Genomic DNA, 15,299 nt, shown 5'->3' with positions numbered 1-15,299 from the left:
CCCATGACGTTAGCGTGCAATCGAGCGGCGTGCACTTCAATTTCCGACGCTGATCAAACCCGATAAGCGCAGCGACCGCCCGTCACACCGTCGTTATGCGCGCGGTTTCAGGTTCAGACACACCGAATTGATGCAATAACGCAGACCGGTCGGCGGTGGGCCATCCGGAAACACATGCCCCAGATGCGCGTCACACTTGGCGCAGACCACTTCGGTACGGATCATGCCGTGACTGACGTCACGCACATCCACCACGGCGCTGTCTTCGATAGGCGCGTAGAAGCTCGGCCAGCCGCAGCCTGAATCGAACTTGGTTGCAGAGTCGAACAGCGCTTCGTTGCAGCACACACAACGGTAGACGCCATCGGTCTTGGTATCGTTGTACTTGCCGCTGAAAGGACGTTCGGTCGCTTTCAGGCGACAGACGTTGTACTGCTCGGGGTCAAGCATCGCCCTCCACTCTTCGAGCGTCTTCTCAAACTTTTCCACGGGTACACCTCCAATACTGAAAAAGCCTGATCTGTATCTTTTCCGCAGATCAGGTGGCACGTATGATTGCGCCAGGTCAGGCGTCAGTCTGGCACCCGCGTTTGTCGCGCACAAATCCATTTCATCGTGTTTCGTGCAGCGACCTTCAATTGCAAGTCAGCAACAGCTCGTCCATTTTCGGGATCATCACCATGCAGTTCAGCAAATCGAACAAGCTCGCTAACGTCTGCTACGACATTCGCGGGCCGGTGCTCAAGCACGCCAAACGCCTGGAAGAGGAAGGCCATCGCATCCTCAAGCTGAATATCGGCAACCCGGCACCGTTTGGTTTCGAGGCGCCGGACGAAATTCTGCAGGACGTGATCCGCAACCTGCCGACCGCCCAGGGCTACAGCGACTCCAAAGGCCTGTTCAGCGCCCGCAAGGCCGTGATGCAGTACTACCAGCAGAAGCAGGTCGAAGGTGTCGGCATCGAGGACATCTACCTGGGCAACGGCGTGTCCGAACTGATCGTGATGTCGATGCAGGCGTTGCTCAACAATGGCGATGAAGTGCTGGTCCCGGCGCCTGATTATCCATTGTGGACCGCTGCGGTCGCATTGTCCGGCGGCAACCCGGTGCACTACCTGTGCGACGAGCAGGCCAACTGGTGGCCGGACCTGGCCGACATCAAGGCCAAGATCACGCCAAACACCAAGGCCATGGTGATCATCAACCCGAATAACCCGACGGGTGCGGTGTACTCGAAAGAAGTGCTGCTGGGCATGCTGGAGCTGGCTCGCCAGCACAATCTGGTGGTGTTCTCCGACGAGATCTACGACAAGATTCTCTACGATGATGCCGTTCATGTATGCACCGCATCACTGGCACCGGACCTGCTGTGCCTGACCTTCAACGGCCTGTCCAAGTCGTACCGCGTCGCAGGCTTCCGCTCCGGTTGGATCGCGATTTCCGGTCCCAAGCACAACGCACAGAGCTACATTGAAGGCATCGACATTCTGGCCAACATGCGTCTGTGCGCCAACGTGCCGAGCCAGCACGCCATCCAGACCGCACTGGGCGGCTACCAGAGCATCAACGACCTTATCCTCCCGCCGGGCCGCCTGCTGGAGCAGCGTAACCGTACCTGGGAATTGCTCAATGACATTCCAGGCGTCAGCTGCGTGAAGCCTATGGGAGCGCTGTACGCCTTCCCGCGCATCGACCCGAAGATCTGCCCGATCCACAACGACGAGAAATTCGTGCTGGACCTGCTGCTGTCGGAAAAACTGCTGGTTGTGCAGGGCACCGCCTTCAACTGGCCGTGGCCGGATCACTTCCGCGTGGTAACCCTGCCTCGGGTGGACGAGCTGGAGCAGGCCATTGGCCGCATCGGCAACTTCCTGAAGAGTTATCGCCAATAGGCCATCACTGTATGTGATGCCTTTGCACCGTGCCCCGACCTGTTCGGGGCATTTTATTTATGCATTGAATTGACCCGGTCGTTTTTCAGCGTTCATCCGCTGCGAGGTCGGGGGCTATGGCTCAGGCGCCGTTCAGGTTCCCGGGATTACCATCGAATCAGACCAGAGGACACAGTTTGAAATAGTCCCTCTGTTGAATAGCGGCAGGCATCACCTTATATACCCGGCATCCAGTTACATTTTGTCCTGAGGAGAACGTTTCGACCATGATGCGCATTTTGCTGTTTTTGGCCACTAACCTTGCGGTCGTGCTGATAGCCAGCATTACCCTGAGCCTTTTTGGCTTCAATGGGTTCATGGCGGCCAACGGGGTTGATCTGAACCTCAATCAGCTGCTGGTTTTCTGCGCCGTGTTCGGTTTTGCGGGCTCGCTGTTCTCGCTGTTCATTTCCAAATGGATGGCAAAGATGAGCACCGGCACTCAGATCATCACCCAGCCGCGCACCCGCCATGAGCAATGGTTGCTGCAGACCGTGGAAGAACTGTCCCGCGATGCAGGCATCAAGATGCCGGAAGTCGGTATCTTCCCGGCCTATGAAGCCAACGCATTTGCGACGGGCTGGAACAAGAACGATGCCCTGGTTGCCGTCAGCCAGGGCCTGCTGGAGCGTTTTTCACCCGACGAGGTGAAAGCGGTGCTGGCCCACGAAATCGGTCACGTATCGAACGGCGACATGGTGACGCTGGCGCTGGTGCAGGGCGTGGTGAACACCTTTGTGATGTTCTTCGCCCGCATCATCGGCAACTTCGTCGACAAGGTGATTTTCAAGACCGAAAACGGTCAGGGTATCGCCTACTACATCACGACGATTTTCGCTGAACTGGTCCTGGGTTTCCTGGCCAGCGCGATCGTAATGTGGTTCTCGCGCAAGCGTGAGTTCCGCGCTGACGATGCCGGTGCACGTCTGGCCGGTACTCAGTCGATGATCAGTGCCTTGCAGCGCTTGCGCTCCGAACAGGGCGTGCCGGTGAACATGCCTGACAGCCTGACGGCGTTCGGCATCAACGCCAGCCTGAAACATGGCATCGCTGGCCTGTTCATGAGCCACCCGCCGCTGGAAGTCCGCATCGAGGCACTGCGCCGTCGCGGTTGATTGATCGGGCAGTAACGAAAAGGGCGACGTGAGTCGCCCTTTTTTATCTCTACTCACTGCACAGAGACGCCTCTTATCAAACAACCTGTAACCACTGTGACCACTGAAGGAACGCGATTTTGTGGGAGCGGACCGGGCGGCGTTCCGTTTGTCCGCGAATACTGTATTACAGACGACGAATATTCGTCGGATGTACTGGCCTTTTCGCGGACAAGTCCGCTCCCACGAGTTTGCCGCGCGACAGCGCTACGTCGAAGACGTAGTGGGGCCTCCCACAGTCAGATGAGATACCCATGATGTTCGGGTGTCCGCATGATCATGCGTCGGCCAATACCAGACGCTCCATCCAGTAAACACACTCATCCATACGCCTTACACCTGCGCCAAGCGCTCTGGAACTGCTCTGGAGCGCATCGCGCTCACTGACCCGCGTCACATTCCAGTGTGCAGACATATGAGCCTGCAGCCACTCGTGAGGCACGGAGAACGGCGGGCCGTCCAGCTCGGCCTGATCGTAATCCAGCGTGATCAGCAATCCCCTGCACGCTGGCGGCATCAACTGCTCAAGCTGTCGGACGTAACGCTCCCTAATGTCGGACGGCAGCGCAATCATCGCGGCCCGGTCATAAAATGCTGCGCACACACCGATGTCTTCAGCCGTCAGCGCAAAGAAATCACCACACCAGATGTCGATACCAGGTGCCGAGTACAGAGTGAAGCCTCCACGCTGTGTCACCCGCGGTTCAAGCTGGTGCTCCGCGAAATAGCCCTCCACCGCCGTCTGCGACAGCTCGACGCCGACTACCTGAAAGCCCTGCTCGACCAGCCAGCTCATGTCATGGCTCTTGCCGCACAAGGGCACCAGCACGCGGGCACCCTTCTCCAGTTCCAATTCGGGCCAGAGCTTGCGCAGGTCCTGATTCACTTCGGCCTGATGAAAGCCGATCTGCCCCGCCGTCCAGCGCTGCCGCCAAAATTCTGCGTCCACAAACCCTCCCGATAATCCGATCAAACCGCATCAAAACTTATATTAGATTTGGATCCCAGCCCTGGCGGAAGATGTGTCATCACTATTTTCATGGAGTCCACATGTTCCCCAGCCTGTTTATCTCGCACGGCTCGCCCATGCTGGCGCTGCAGCCCGGCGAGAGCGGTCCTGCGCTGGCACGTCTTGCAGCCGAAATGCCAAGACCACGCGCCATCGTGATGGTATCGGCCCATTGGGAAAGCCACGAACTGCTGGTCAACGGCAATCCACAACCGGAAACCTGGCACGACTTCGGCGGCTTCGCTGCAGAATTGTTCGCTGTGCAGTACCCCGCCCCCGGCCTGCCTGATTTGACCCGCGAAGTGGTCGAGCTACTGGCCGCCAGCGACCTGCCCGCACGTATCGACAGCAGACGTCCGTTCGATCATGGCGTCTGGGTGCCGCTGTCGCTGATGTATCCACAGGCCGATATCCCCGTGGTGCAGATTTCCCTGCCCAGCCGACAAGGCCCCGAGTTGCAGACCCGTGTCGGCAAGGCGCTTGCCGGTTTGCGCGCTGACGGCGTACTGATCATCGGCTCCGGCAGCATCACCCATAATCTGGGCGAATTGAACTGGAACGGTGACTCGGCACGCGTAGAGCCGTGGGCACAGGCATTCAGGGACTGGATGATCGACAAGCTGGCCAGCGATGACGAAAGCGCGCTGCATCAGTACCGCAGCCTCGCGCCGCACGCCGTGCGCGCTCACCCGAGCGACGAGCACCTGCTGCCGCTGTACTTCGCCAGAGGCGCAGGCGATGAATTCAGCATCGCGCATCAGGGTTTCACCATGGGCGCGCTGGGCATGGACATCTATCGGTTTGGCTGACGCCTTGAAAATCCGAGGCAAAAAAATCCCCGAACCAGTCGGGGATTTTTTATTGGACGATCAGCTCAGGAGCGGATCAATCCTCGCGATAGCGACGCAGCTTCAACTGCTTGCCGGCAACGCGGGTGTCCTTGAGCTTGGTCAGCAGACGCTCAAGACCATCTTCCGGCAGCTCGACCAGGCTGAAGCTGTCACGGACCTGGATACGGCCGATGGCTTCGCGGGCCAGGCCGCCTTCGTTGAGGATGGCACCCAGCAGGTTTTTGGCAGCGATACCGTCACGGGCACCCAGCGCGGTACGGCAACGGGCACGACCTTCGGCCAATGGAACCGGCGCACGACGCTCGCGCTCTGGACGATCGCCACGATCACCACGGTCCGGACGATCGCCACGCGGGGCGTTGTTCGGAACCAGTGGGCGCTCGCGCTCGATGGCAGCCAGGGTCAGGGCCTGACCGTTGGTAGCCTTGCGCAGCAGAGCGGCAGCCAGTGCACGTGGCGAGCAACCGATGTCGGCAGTCAGACGATCCAGCAGATCACCGTGGGTCGACTCGGCGTCGGCAACCAGCGGCGACAGGCTGTTGGTCAGCTTCTTGATGCGGGCATCCAGCACAGCCTGGGCATCCGGCAGGCGGACTTCCGCAACCTTCTGGCCAGTCACACGCTCGATAACCTGCAGCATGCGGCGCTCACGCGGCGTCACCAGCAGCAGTGCGCGACCTTCGCGACCGGCACGGCCGGTACGGCCGATACGGTGAACGTAGGACTCAGGATCGTAAGGCATGTCCACGTTGAACACGTGGGTGATACGCGGAACGTCGAGACCACGGGCAGCAACGTCGGTCGCTACAACGATGTCCAGACGGCCATCCTTGAGGGAGTCGATGACGCGCTCACGCTGGTTCTGGGCGATGTCGCCGTTCAGTGCTGCAGCCTTGTAGCCTTTGGCTTCCAGCGCGCTGGCCAGATCCAGGGTCGCCTGCTTGGTGCGGACGAACATGATCAGGGCGTCGAAGTCTTCGACTTCCAGCAGGCTCAGAACAGCCGAGGTCTTCTGGTCAGCGTGAACCAGCAGGTGAGCCTGCTCGATCGCGGTAACGGTCTGGGTCTTGGTCTGGATCTTGACGTGCTTCGGATCGCGCAGATGGCGCTCTGCAATGGCACGGATCGACTGTGGCAGCGTGGCCGAGAACAGAACGGTCTGGCGGGTCTCAGGCATGGCCTTGAAGATCACTTCCAGGTCGTCCATGAAACCCAGCTTCAGCATTTCGTCCGCTTCGTCGAGAACCAGGTGGTTCACGGTCGCCAGGACTTTTTCGTCACGGCGAAGGTGATCGCACAGACGGCCTGGAGTGGCGACGACGATTTGGGCGCCGTTGCGGATGGCCTTGAGCTGAGGGCCCATAGGCGCGCCGCCGTAGACCGCTACAACGGTCACGCCCGGCATTTGTTTTGCGTAGGTCTCGAACGCGGTGGCAACTTGAAGTGCCAGCTCGCGGGTCGGGGCCAGGATCAGTGCTTGCGGCTCGCGCTTGCTCGGGTCGATGCGATGCAGGATAGGCAGTGCGAACGCGGCGGTTTTACCCGTACCGGTTTGCGCCTGACCAATCATGTCGTGACCGGCGAGAATAATCGGGATCGATTGCTGCTGAATGGCCGAAGGCTCTTCGTAGCCAGTGGCGACGACAGCTGCAACGATATTGGGATGAAGTTCGAGAGCGGCGAAGCCGCCGATTTCCTGGGTCATGGGTCTGCCTCTAGTGCATCCGCAAAGACCCATGCTTCAAAGCTGCGCGTGCCGTGTACGACCTTGAGGTCACCCTGGCTGCTTTGTCGGCGGGGATTTGCGAAAACGTTTGATGAATGGATCGTCAATGATAGTTCGCAGTGCGAACGCGCGACCGAAGCGGGCTTCGGAGAACTGCTATATCACGACGAGGGCCTCGTTAAGGCCGGCGCGCACTATACCGGAATTGCGCACGAAAGTGAGTCTTTTTTTTGCGAAACGTTGCCGGCCAGGCGAGAAAAATCAGGTGTTTCAAACCCTGAGCTTCCTGCCCGGCACCGTACGGCCCCGCGATTGCGGGGACGGCAGCTTAAACGTTTCACCGATTTCTGCAAATGATCAGGGTCAGGTCTTTCGACGTGCGGCGAATTGTCCCACATTCAATTCAGGTTTTCTCTGGCTCAGGTTGCAGGCCGCACTGACCTGATCAACGAGTCCAGCGAATAACCCAACCGGGACGTCAGCGCTTCGGCGCGCTGGGCGAGTGATTCGAGGTCCAGCGCCTGATCCAGATCCGACGGCACGATAAGGATGACGTTGCCCTCCTTCACCGGCAGCTCCCAGTAGTGGCGATGATAAAGGCCGCGCAACAGGGCGGCACCCAGAGGTTTGCCATCATCGGTCGCCCACTGGTTGATGATAAGCCAGCCACCGGGATTCAGACGCTGCTGACAGCCGTGCAGAAAATTCCAGGCCAGATGCCCGACACCGGGACCGACATCGGTATACAGGTCGACGAAGATCAGATCGGCAGGTTCGGTAGTGTCGAGCAGATCCAGCGCGTCGCCAATGCGTATATAAAGGCGCGGATCATCGTCAAGGCCCATGTACTCCATCGCCAGCCGCGGAACGTCGGGGCGCAGTTCGATGACTTCCACATCTTCCAGCGGCAGGAACTTCATGCACGCCTGAGTCAGCGTCCCGGCACCCAGCCCCAGGAACAGCGCGCTTTCCGGTGCCTCATGGCACAGCGCACCAATCAGCATGGCGCGGGTGTAGTCGTACTCCAACCAGCTGGGATCGGCCGTGAAGGTGCAGCTCTGCTCGATGGCGTCGCCAAATTCCAGAAAGCGATAATCGTCGACTTCCAGCACGCGGATCATGCCGTAATCGTCGTGGACTTCCGCCAGAATCCGTTCTACGCGTTCACGCTCTTCCGTCATTACCGTTCCCGATTGGCCCGCAAAACGCGAATTGTCGGCCATGCCACGTACTTTGTCACATGTTCAGGAGGACAACGGAAGCCCGGTTATCCGCGCCGCGCTGGCAGCAGCACGGCGAACTGCTAACATGCCGATCCGATTGCACAACCCTAGAGCCAATAATGAGCCAAACCTGGAGCCCCGACAGCTGGCGGGCACTGCCAATTCAACAGCAACCTCACTACCCGGACGCCGAGCATCTATCCAGGGTCGAACAAAGCCTGGCCAGTTACCCGCCGCTGGTGTTTGCCGGCGAGGCCCGAGAGTTGTGTCGCCAGTTTGCCGAAGTGACCCAGGGCCGTGCGTTTCTGCTGCAAGGCGGCGACTGCGCCGAAAGCTTCATGGAGTTTTCCGCAGGCAAGATTCGCGACACCTTCAAGGTGCTGCTGCAGATGGCCGTGGTCATGACCTTTGCCGCAGGCTGTCCGGTGGTCAAGGTCGGACGCATGGCTGGCCAGTTCGCCAAGCCGCGCTCGGCCAACGATGAAACCATCGACGGCGTCACGCTTCCGGCTTACCGGGGCGACATCGTCAACGGCATCGGCTTCGACGAGAAAAGCCGCGTTCCCGACCCTGATCGTCTGGTGCAGGCGTACAACCAGTCCACCGCCACGCTCAACCTGCTGCGCGCCTTTGCCCAGGGCGGCTTCGCCGACCTGCATCAGGTGCATCAGTGGAACCTGGACTTCATCGCCAATTCGGCGCTGGGCGAAAAGTACAGCCAGCTCGCTGACCGCATCGACGAAACGCTCGCCTTCATGCGCGCCTGCGGCATGGACACTTCGCCGCAATTGCGCGAAACCAGCTTCTTCACGGCCCACGAGGCCCTGCTGCTCAACTACGAAGAAGCCTTTGTTCGCCGTGACAGCCTGACCAACGATTACTACGACTGCTCCGCGCACATGCTGTGGATCGGCGACCGTACCCGGCAACTGGACGGCGCGCATGTCGAGTTTCTGCGCGGCGTGAACAACCCCATCGGCGTCAAGGTCGGTCCGAGCATGAACACTGATGACCTGATCCGGCTGATCGATACTCTCAACCCGGACAATGACCCGGGCCGCTTGAACCTGATTGCGCGCATGGGTGCGAACAAGGTCGGCGATCATCTGCCGCAGCTGATTCGCGCCGTCGAGCGTGAAGGCCGCAAGGTGCTGTGGAGTTCGGACCCGATGCATGGCAACACCATCAAGGCCAGCAGCGGTTACAAGACTCGCGATTTCGCGCAGATTTTGGGCGAGGTCAAGCAGTTCTTCCAGGTGCATCAGGCCGAAGGCACCTACGCAGGCGGCATCCACATCGAGATGACCGGGCAGAACGTCACCGAATGCATCGGCGGCGCCCGGCCTATCACCGAGGATGGCTTGTCGGATCGTTACCACACCCATTGCGACCCACGGATGAACGCCGACCAGTCGCTGGAGCTGGCGTTCCTGATTGCCGAGACACTGAAGCAGGTGCGCCGCTAAGTAATCGTCAGATCTCCAACGCTTTTGCCAGACGCACCCCGCTGTCGCGCTGGCAATTGACCTGAATCTGCGCCAACCCCAGCCAACCGGCGAGCTGGCGCAGATTGTCCGCCAGGGCCTGCATGCCCTCCTCGTCCAGACCGTTCGGTTCCTCATGCACGGCGTGCACCGCCAGACGATCGGCTGCACGCTCGGAACGCAGATCGATCCGCGCGGCGATACGTTCGTTGTGCAGAAACGGCAGCACGTAATAGCCGTACACACGCTTGTGCTGCGGCGTATAAATCTCCAGCCGATAGCGAAAATCGAACAGCCGCTCGGTGCGCGCACGCTCCCAGACCAGTGAGTCGAACGGCGACAGCAGCGCGCTGGCGTTGACCTTGCGCGGCACCTTGCTGTCCGGCAGACAGAACGCCCTGTGTGTCCAGCCTTGAACCTGAGCAAACTCGAGCGCCCCGTCTTCAACCAGCTCAGCCAGCAGGGTCCGGCTGGGCTGTGGATCCTGACGAAAATAATCACGCAGGTCTTTCTCGGTGCCGACCCCCAGAGCGCTGACCGCATGCACCAACAGCGCACGCTGGGCATTGGCTTCGGCGATTTCGGGCTGATCGAGAATATCCATCGGCAGGACACGTTCGGGCAGGTCGTACAACCGCTCGAAGCCACGACGCCCGGCCACCGTCACCTCGCCCGCTGCGAATAGCCATTCCAGCGCCTGCTTTTCCACGCTCCAGTCCCACCAGGGTCCGGCTTTTTCCTGACGTGTACTCAAACTGCCCGCACCCAACGCACCCCGCTCGCGGACGGCTTGCAGCACGCGCTCGATAGCAGGTTGCTGTTCGCGACCGAACCTGGCCAGTCCCTGATAAATGCCTTCGCCCTGAGCTGCACGGCGCATCCGCCAGCGCATCAACGGGTAGAGTTCGACAGGCAGCAGCGACGCCTCATGCCCCCAGTATTCGAACAGGCGCCGACGCCGGCCCTGGCTCCACGCGGCCTGATCCAGCAATGTCGGCGAGTACCGGCCCAACCGCGAAAACAGCGGCAGGTAGTGAGAACGCACCAGCGCATTGACCGAGTCGATCTGTAACACGCCGAGTCGGCTTATCAACTGCGTGACGTGGCTGGCCTTGATCGTCGCTGGCGGCTGGCGCCCGTTGAAACCCTGAGCAGCCAGTGCCAGACGACGTGCTTGTTTGAGGGACAACTCCATAGGCTTAAGCGCTCCCGGTTGGAACCTTCACGCTAGCCGATTCGAGCCTGTCTTGTCAGCGACTCATGGGATCATCCCAGAACGGACGTTCGGTCTCCTGTTGAATATCGGCCCGGCTAAGACCCAGATCTTTCAACGCGCCATCACTCAGTTGTGCCAGAAGACGGCGCTGGCGATGCAGTTCCTGCCAACGTAAGACGTGATTTTTCATCGACTGCAGCACCTTGCCAAGCGGCGACAGCAGCGACGATCTGGCGACCAGTACATAACCCTTTTGACCTTTCATCATCTTGCCCTCCATGTGGGGATGACTGAAGTCTCGCGCCGGGCCTGAGATCAATCCAACGAATGTTTCTTATGTGAGGCATTCGCAGGGTTGATGCATCGTTACTGACAAGCTCTCTATTGTGAACACTCGCCCCTTACCGCACTTTTATAACTGCCAGACCTGTCCTTTAAACTCATTAAACCCTTCGCCATAGCAACAAACATCCTTTAAACCTCATCCCGGCCCGATCATCGCAAAACCGAATAAAGCCTCCGTTGACAGTCACTTCTCGACTTCTACTATTAAAGAGGCTTATTCATGAAAACTTAACGCCCCTGCGCACGTCGAAAGGATCGTTTAATTCCACACACACCGACCTGTCGAAATCACGTTAAACCACCTCTATCACGCGGACCTGTTCAATGGAGGATTCTATAAGCACCCCGTAACACGGAGCCTTTCAGGAGAAACACATGGGCATTGACGCCACTAGAATTCTGTTCAACGCAGAACCGTTCGGGTTCGGTCCTTCCGCAGCAATCGCAGCGATAGCACCGTACTTCCTGGGAAGCGGCAGCCACGCCTACGCAGGTGAACAGCACTCGCTGGATTTGCAGAAGCACCTTCCCTATCGGACCATTTTCAATATGACCGGTCACGGCCTCGAAGACTGGGACGACACGATATCCGGTTTCGATATTGTTATAACCGCCATGGACCTTGATATCGCAAACCGATCTTTATCGATGGGCAAGCGAGTCGTCTTTTACGACGCACTGACCTGGCATTGGCATGCCGAAACACAATGGCCCGGCATTGAAGCGCTGATCCACCATCCCCGCGCACTCTATATTGCCCAAGACTTCATAGGTGTACGCGAACGCCTGGAAGACATAGAGCCGAGCCACTATTCAATCGTCCCTCCCATTACCCACCCGGTGAATGACTGCCCGAGAAAAAGCAGCTCAAATTTTATTCTGCTCAATCTCGGCGGACTGAAGAACCCTTATACAGATGACGCGCTGCTTATCGACTTTGCGCGCGCGATCACCTTCGCCCTGCGTCAGGCTATTGGGCGTGGGATGAAACTTCACATTGCCACCAGCGAAACGATTGCAAACGCACTCGAATCAAAGGACGCCGCCCCTTGCTCTCCCGAAGACGCGTCCCGGATGTTGCGAGACTGCACGTTCGCAGTCTGCACACCGGGGCTGGGCAATATCTATGAATCGGCAGCCGCGCAGACACCGGTCATATGGCTCCCACCGGTCAACGACACACAAGGCCGGCAGTTGGCCCACCTGCGCAACGCGGGCCTGGTTGACGCGGAGCTGAGCTGGGAAATGCTGGGCATCCCCATCGACTACACAGCCCCTCTGCAAACCTGCCTGGATAGCATTGGTGATGCGATTTCAACGCTGGGAAGCCCGGAGCGGCGTGCCGCACTGGATAAAGAAATGGCAGACGCAGTGACCTATATCGGCAAGTGCAAAAAGGGCAGGACTTTTCCACTGATCGAGCGCTTCGGCAGCGGCGGTGACGCAGTCGCCGCCCAAAAAATCAAGGAATGGATAGAGACCTCCGGCCAAGGAGATTGCCAGTGAAAATCGCCCAGATCGCCCCCTTGTTCGAGGCCGTCCCTCCCCAATATTACGGGGGTACGGAGCGTGTAGTGTCCTACCTCAGTGAGGCACTTGTTGCATCAGGTCATGAGGTGACGCTGTTTGCCAGCGGTGACTCGATAACATCTGCCGAGCTGGACGCGGTCTGGCCCTCCGCGCTACGGCTCGACTATGGAAACCATGACGCTCTTGGCCCGCATCTGGTCATGCTGGAGCGGGTAAGACGTCGTGCCCATCAGTTCGATATCCTTCACTTCCATCTGGATTTTTACCCTTTCTCCCTGTTCAGCCGCCAACCCACGCCTTACGTGACCACCCTGCATGGCCGCGTGGATACACCGGAACTGCAACCTGTCTTCGGCGCATTTGCTGCCATGCCCTTCATTGCGATCTCTGACGCTCAACGTAATGATCTGCCATCCGCCAACTGGGTGGGCACGGTCCACCACGGCCTGCCTGAACAACTCCATGTCCCCCTGCAAATGGAAAGGAAGTACCTGGCTTTTCTGGGGCGCATTACGCCCGTGAAGAGAGTGGACGCAGCGATTCGTATTGCTCAACAGTGCAACATTCCCATCAAAATCGCCGCCAAGATTGATGCCATCGACAGGGCCTACTTTGAACACCACATACGTCCCTTGTTTGATTCACCTCTTGTGGACTACGTCGGTGAAATCGACGAACACGAAAAGACTGCCTTCCTCTCAGGCGCCCTGGCACTGCTGTTTCCCATTGACTGGCCGGAACCTTTCGGGCTCGTGATGATAGAAGCCATGGCGTGCGGCACACCGGTGATCGCCTTCCCCTTCGGTTCAGTCCGTGAAGTGGTAGAAGACGGAGTAACCGGTTTCATTGTGGAGAATGAAGCGCAGGCTGTAGCAGCCGTGCATAAGGTTGACCAGTTGTCTGCCCTGCGGATCAGAGAGCAGTTCGACAAGCGCTTCACTGCACGGCGCATGGCCGAAAAATATGTGCTTGCTTACCAGTCGCTGATTGAGCGGTCTCGGTGAGATGAGGGGTAATGGCGGAATACAGCGTTCAGGCTTAAGATCAGCCTGAAGAATGTTTCCTCATCGACCCATCCGGGAGATTGATGCATTGGCCAATTACCCAAGCATCGACACAGAGCTGCTGCGCACCTTTGTCGCCATCGCCGATCACGGCGGTTTCACCAAGGCAGGCGACGCAGTCAACCGCACCCAGTCAGCGGTCAGCATGCAGATGAAGCGACTCGAGGAGGACATCGTCCAGCGCTCGCTGTTTCGCAAGGACGGCCGCACCTTGAGCCTGACAGCCGAGGGCCAGGTGCTACTCGGCTACGCGCGCCGCATCCTCAAGCTGCACAGCGAAGTGTTCAACACGTTGCGCGAGCCGCACATGGTGGGCGTGGTGAAGATCGGCTCGCCCGATGATTACGTGATGCGCTTTCTGCCCGGCATCCTGTCGCAGTTCGCGCAGGCTTATCCACTGGTCCAGGTCGAAGTGCACTGCGAGCCATCGGACATGCTGCTGCAACGCCATGACCTGGACCTGACCATCGTGACGCGTCAGCCCGGAAACGAGATCGGCCAGTTGCTGCGTCGCGAGCATCTGGTGTGGGTAGAGGCCGAAGGGCATGCACCCCACGACCAGACGCCCATGCCGTTGGCGATGTTCAACACGCATTGCTTTTGCCGGGAATGGGCCTGCAATGCACTGGACACCCTCGAGCGTGAATACCGGATCGCCTACAGCAGTGCCAGCATGTCGGCGATCATGGCGGTGGTCGGTGCCGGTCTGGCCGTCACGGCACAGTTGCAGAGCCTGATCACGCCGGATCTGCGGGTCCTTGGCGAAGCGGAAAACCTGCCGCAACTGCCGGTCGCCAGCGTGGTGCTGTTGCGCAACACAAAAAACCCCTCGCCCATCACCGAATGCATGGCCGATTACATTGCCGAGGGCTTCAGACTTTGAGCGCGAGGATCACCGCGCACAGCACCAGAAACACGCAGAACATCAGGCGCAGGGTCCGCTCCGGCAGCGAATGCGCCAGCTTCACGCCCCAACTGATACTGGCCAGTCCGCCGATAGCCAGCGGCAGGCCTATCGACCAGTTAACATGGTCATGCAACGCGTAGGTCACCAGCGTGATGCCCGTGCTGGGCGCCGCCAAAGAGAGCGCCAGACCTTGCGCCACGACCTGAGTGGCACCGAAGGCGCTGGTCAGGATCGGCGTCGCGATGACCCCGCCCCCCACACCGAACAGGCCGCCGGTGACGCCGGAACCGACGCCCAGCATCCACAGTCTGTTCTCGTGACGCAGCTGCGTGCTCGCCTGCTCCTTGCGCCAGAACATCTGTGCAACGTTGAATCCGGTCAGGACGACCAGAAAGCCGATGAACCCCAGCCGCATGCCTTGAGGATCAAGGCGAACCGCCAACAGCGAGGTCAGCCAGGCAAAAATGAAACTGGGAATGATCAGCATCAGGGCGTTGCGCAGCAGAATCCGGTTGCGCTGGTTGTAGCGCCACAATGCGAGCAACACATTGGGCAAGACCATCAACAACGCGGTGCCCTGCGCCAGTTGCTGATCCAGTCCGAACAGCACGCCCAGCGCAGGAATCGCCACCAGACCACCGCCGATTCCAAAGAGCCCGCCCAGCGTGCCCATTGCCGCGCCCAACAACACAAACATTACAACGTCGATCACGCCACATCCCCAACCAGTCAATGGCCAAATGCTACGCAGTCTTGAACGTGACGCAAACAACGAATACGGGTAACGCTACTTTTTTCCGGTTCCTGCCAGCCATTGCGTGCGCAGGTCTCAAGACCACATCAGTGAAATTATCTGGCG

At 59.2% G+C, this 15,299-nt stretch carries 14 protein-coding genes; 7 read left to right on the top strand and 7 right to left on the bottom strand.

Translation table 11 applies throughout. The features are described from left to right. Positions 1-93: 93 nt before the first annotated feature. Positions 94-489, bottom strand: coding sequence for a peptide-methionine (R)-S-oxide reductase MsrB (gene msrB / locus CFBP1590_RS08025; RefSeq protein WP_029243890.1), 396 nt, complete (start codon positions 487-489; stop codon positions 94-96). 191 nt (positions 490-680) lie between these two features. Here msrB and CFBP1590_RS08020 point away from each other — a divergent pair, with 191 nt between their 5' ends. Further along, positions 681-1,892 (top strand): pyridoxal phosphate-dependent aminotransferase, encoded by a 1,212-nt coding sequence (locus CFBP1590_RS08020; protein WP_029243889.1) that lies wholly within the window; start codon positions 681-683, stop codon positions 1,890-1,892. A gap of 266 nt (positions 1,893-2,158) precedes the next feature. Beyond that, a complete protein-coding gene (gene htpX, locus CFBP1590_RS08015; RefSeq protein WP_025993775.1) occupies positions 2,159-3,046 on the top strand; it encodes a protease HtpX in 888 nt (295 codons plus the stop codon). Positions 3,047-3,362: 316 nt separating this feature from the next. Here htpX and CFBP1590_RS08010 read toward each other — a convergent pair whose 3' ends face one another. Then, positions 3,363-4,034, bottom strand: a complete 672-nt coding sequence (locus CFBP1590_RS08010; RefSeq protein ID WP_088234805.1) for a thiopurine S-methyltransferase — start codon at positions 4,032-4,034, stop codon at positions 3,363-3,365. A gap of 101 nt (positions 4,035-4,135) precedes the next feature. On the opposite strand from CFBP1590_RS08010, the gene CFBP1590_RS08005 reads away from it, so the two are divergent. After that, positions 4,136-4,903 (top strand): DODA-type extradiol aromatic ring-opening family dioxygenase, encoded by a 768-nt coding sequence (locus tag CFBP1590_RS08005; protein ID WP_058430913.1) that lies wholly within the window; start codon positions 4,136-4,138, stop codon positions 4,901-4,903. A 76-nt stretch (positions 4,904-4,979) separates the two neighbouring features. Here CFBP1590_RS08005 and CFBP1590_RS08000 read toward each other — a convergent pair whose 3' ends face one another. After that, positions 4,980-6,650: a DEAD/DEAH box helicase gene (locus tag CFBP1590_RS08000; protein WP_004884230.1), complete on the bottom strand. Its 1,671-nt coding sequence runs from the start codon at positions 6,648-6,650 to the stop codon at positions 4,980-4,982. A gap of 440 nt (positions 6,651-7,090) precedes the next feature. After that, entirely contained in the window at positions 7,091-7,852 is a 762-nt protein-coding gene (locus CFBP1590_RS07990) for a spermidine synthase (RefSeq protein WP_088234804.1), read from the bottom strand. Between the two features lie 161 nt (positions 7,853-8,013). Between CFBP1590_RS07990 and CFBP1590_RS07985 the strand changes: the two genes are divergently transcribed. After that, entirely contained in the window at positions 8,014-9,360 is a 1,347-nt protein-coding gene (locus tag CFBP1590_RS07985) for a class II 3-deoxy-7-phosphoheptulonate synthase (protein WP_088234803.1), read from the top strand. A 7-nt stretch (positions 9,361-9,367) separates the two neighbouring features. On the opposite strand, the gene CFBP1590_RS07980 is transcribed toward CFBP1590_RS07985, so the two are convergent. Both CFBP1590_RS07980 and CFBP1590_RS07975 read right to left on the bottom strand, forming a co-directional pair. Beyond that, on the bottom strand, positions 9,368-10,573 hold the full coding sequence (locus CFBP1590_RS07980; RefSeq protein ID WP_088234802.1) for a winged helix-turn-helix domain-containing protein: 1,206 nt from the start codon (positions 10,571-10,573) through the stop codon (positions 9,368-9,370). 55 nt (positions 10,574-10,628) lie between these two features. Continuing rightward, positions 10,629-10,862 carry a DUF1127 domain-containing protein gene (locus CFBP1590_RS07975; protein WP_025993782.1) on the bottom strand — a complete coding sequence of 78 codons (234 nt, stop codon included), beginning with the start codon at positions 10,860-10,862 and terminating at the stop codon, positions 10,629-10,631. Between the two features lie 452 nt (positions 10,863-11,314). On the opposite strand from CFBP1590_RS07975, the gene CFBP1590_RS07970 reads away from it, so the two are divergent. The 3 genes from CFBP1590_RS07970 (at position 11,315) to CFBP1590_RS07960 (ending at position 14,416) form a co-directional block, all read left to right on the top strand. Continuing rightward, complete coding sequence (locus CFBP1590_RS07970) at positions 11,315-12,445, top strand: hypothetical protein (protein WP_088234801.1); 1,131 nt, start codon at positions 11,315-11,317, stop codon at positions 12,443-12,445. Next, positions 12,442-13,473 (top strand): glycosyltransferase family 4 protein, encoded by a 1,032-nt coding sequence (locus CFBP1590_RS07965; protein WP_088234800.1) that lies wholly within the window; start codon positions 12,442-12,444, stop codon positions 13,471-13,473. The genes CFBP1590_RS07970 and CFBP1590_RS07965 overlap by 4 nt, the downstream gene beginning before the upstream one ends. Positions 13,474-13,561: 88 nt before the next feature. Then, positions 13,562-14,416 carry a LysR substrate-binding domain-containing protein gene (locus CFBP1590_RS07960; RefSeq protein ID WP_029243881.1) on the top strand — a complete coding sequence of 285 codons (855 nt, stop codon included), beginning with the start codon at positions 13,562-13,564 and terminating at the stop codon, positions 14,414-14,416. Here the strand turns inward: CFBP1590_RS07960 and CFBP1590_RS07955 are convergent. Beyond that, a complete protein-coding gene (locus CFBP1590_RS07955; RefSeq protein ID WP_162868413.1) occupies positions 14,406-15,152 on the bottom strand; it encodes a sulfite exporter TauE/SafE family protein in 747 nt (248 codons plus the stop codon). The two genes, CFBP1590_RS07960 and CFBP1590_RS07955, sit on opposite strands and share 11 nt — an antisense overlap. Between the last annotated feature and the right edge of the window lie 147 nt (positions 15,153-15,299).

It is taken from the genome of Pseudomonas viridiflava (assembly GCF_900184295.1).
Lineage (GTDB): Bacteria > Pseudomonadota > Gammaproteobacteria > Pseudomonadales > Pseudomonadaceae > Aquipseudomonas > Aquipseudomonas viridiflava.
Note: the sequence above shows the minus strand (reverse complement) of the source record. Positions and strands in the feature narration are given on the sequence as shown.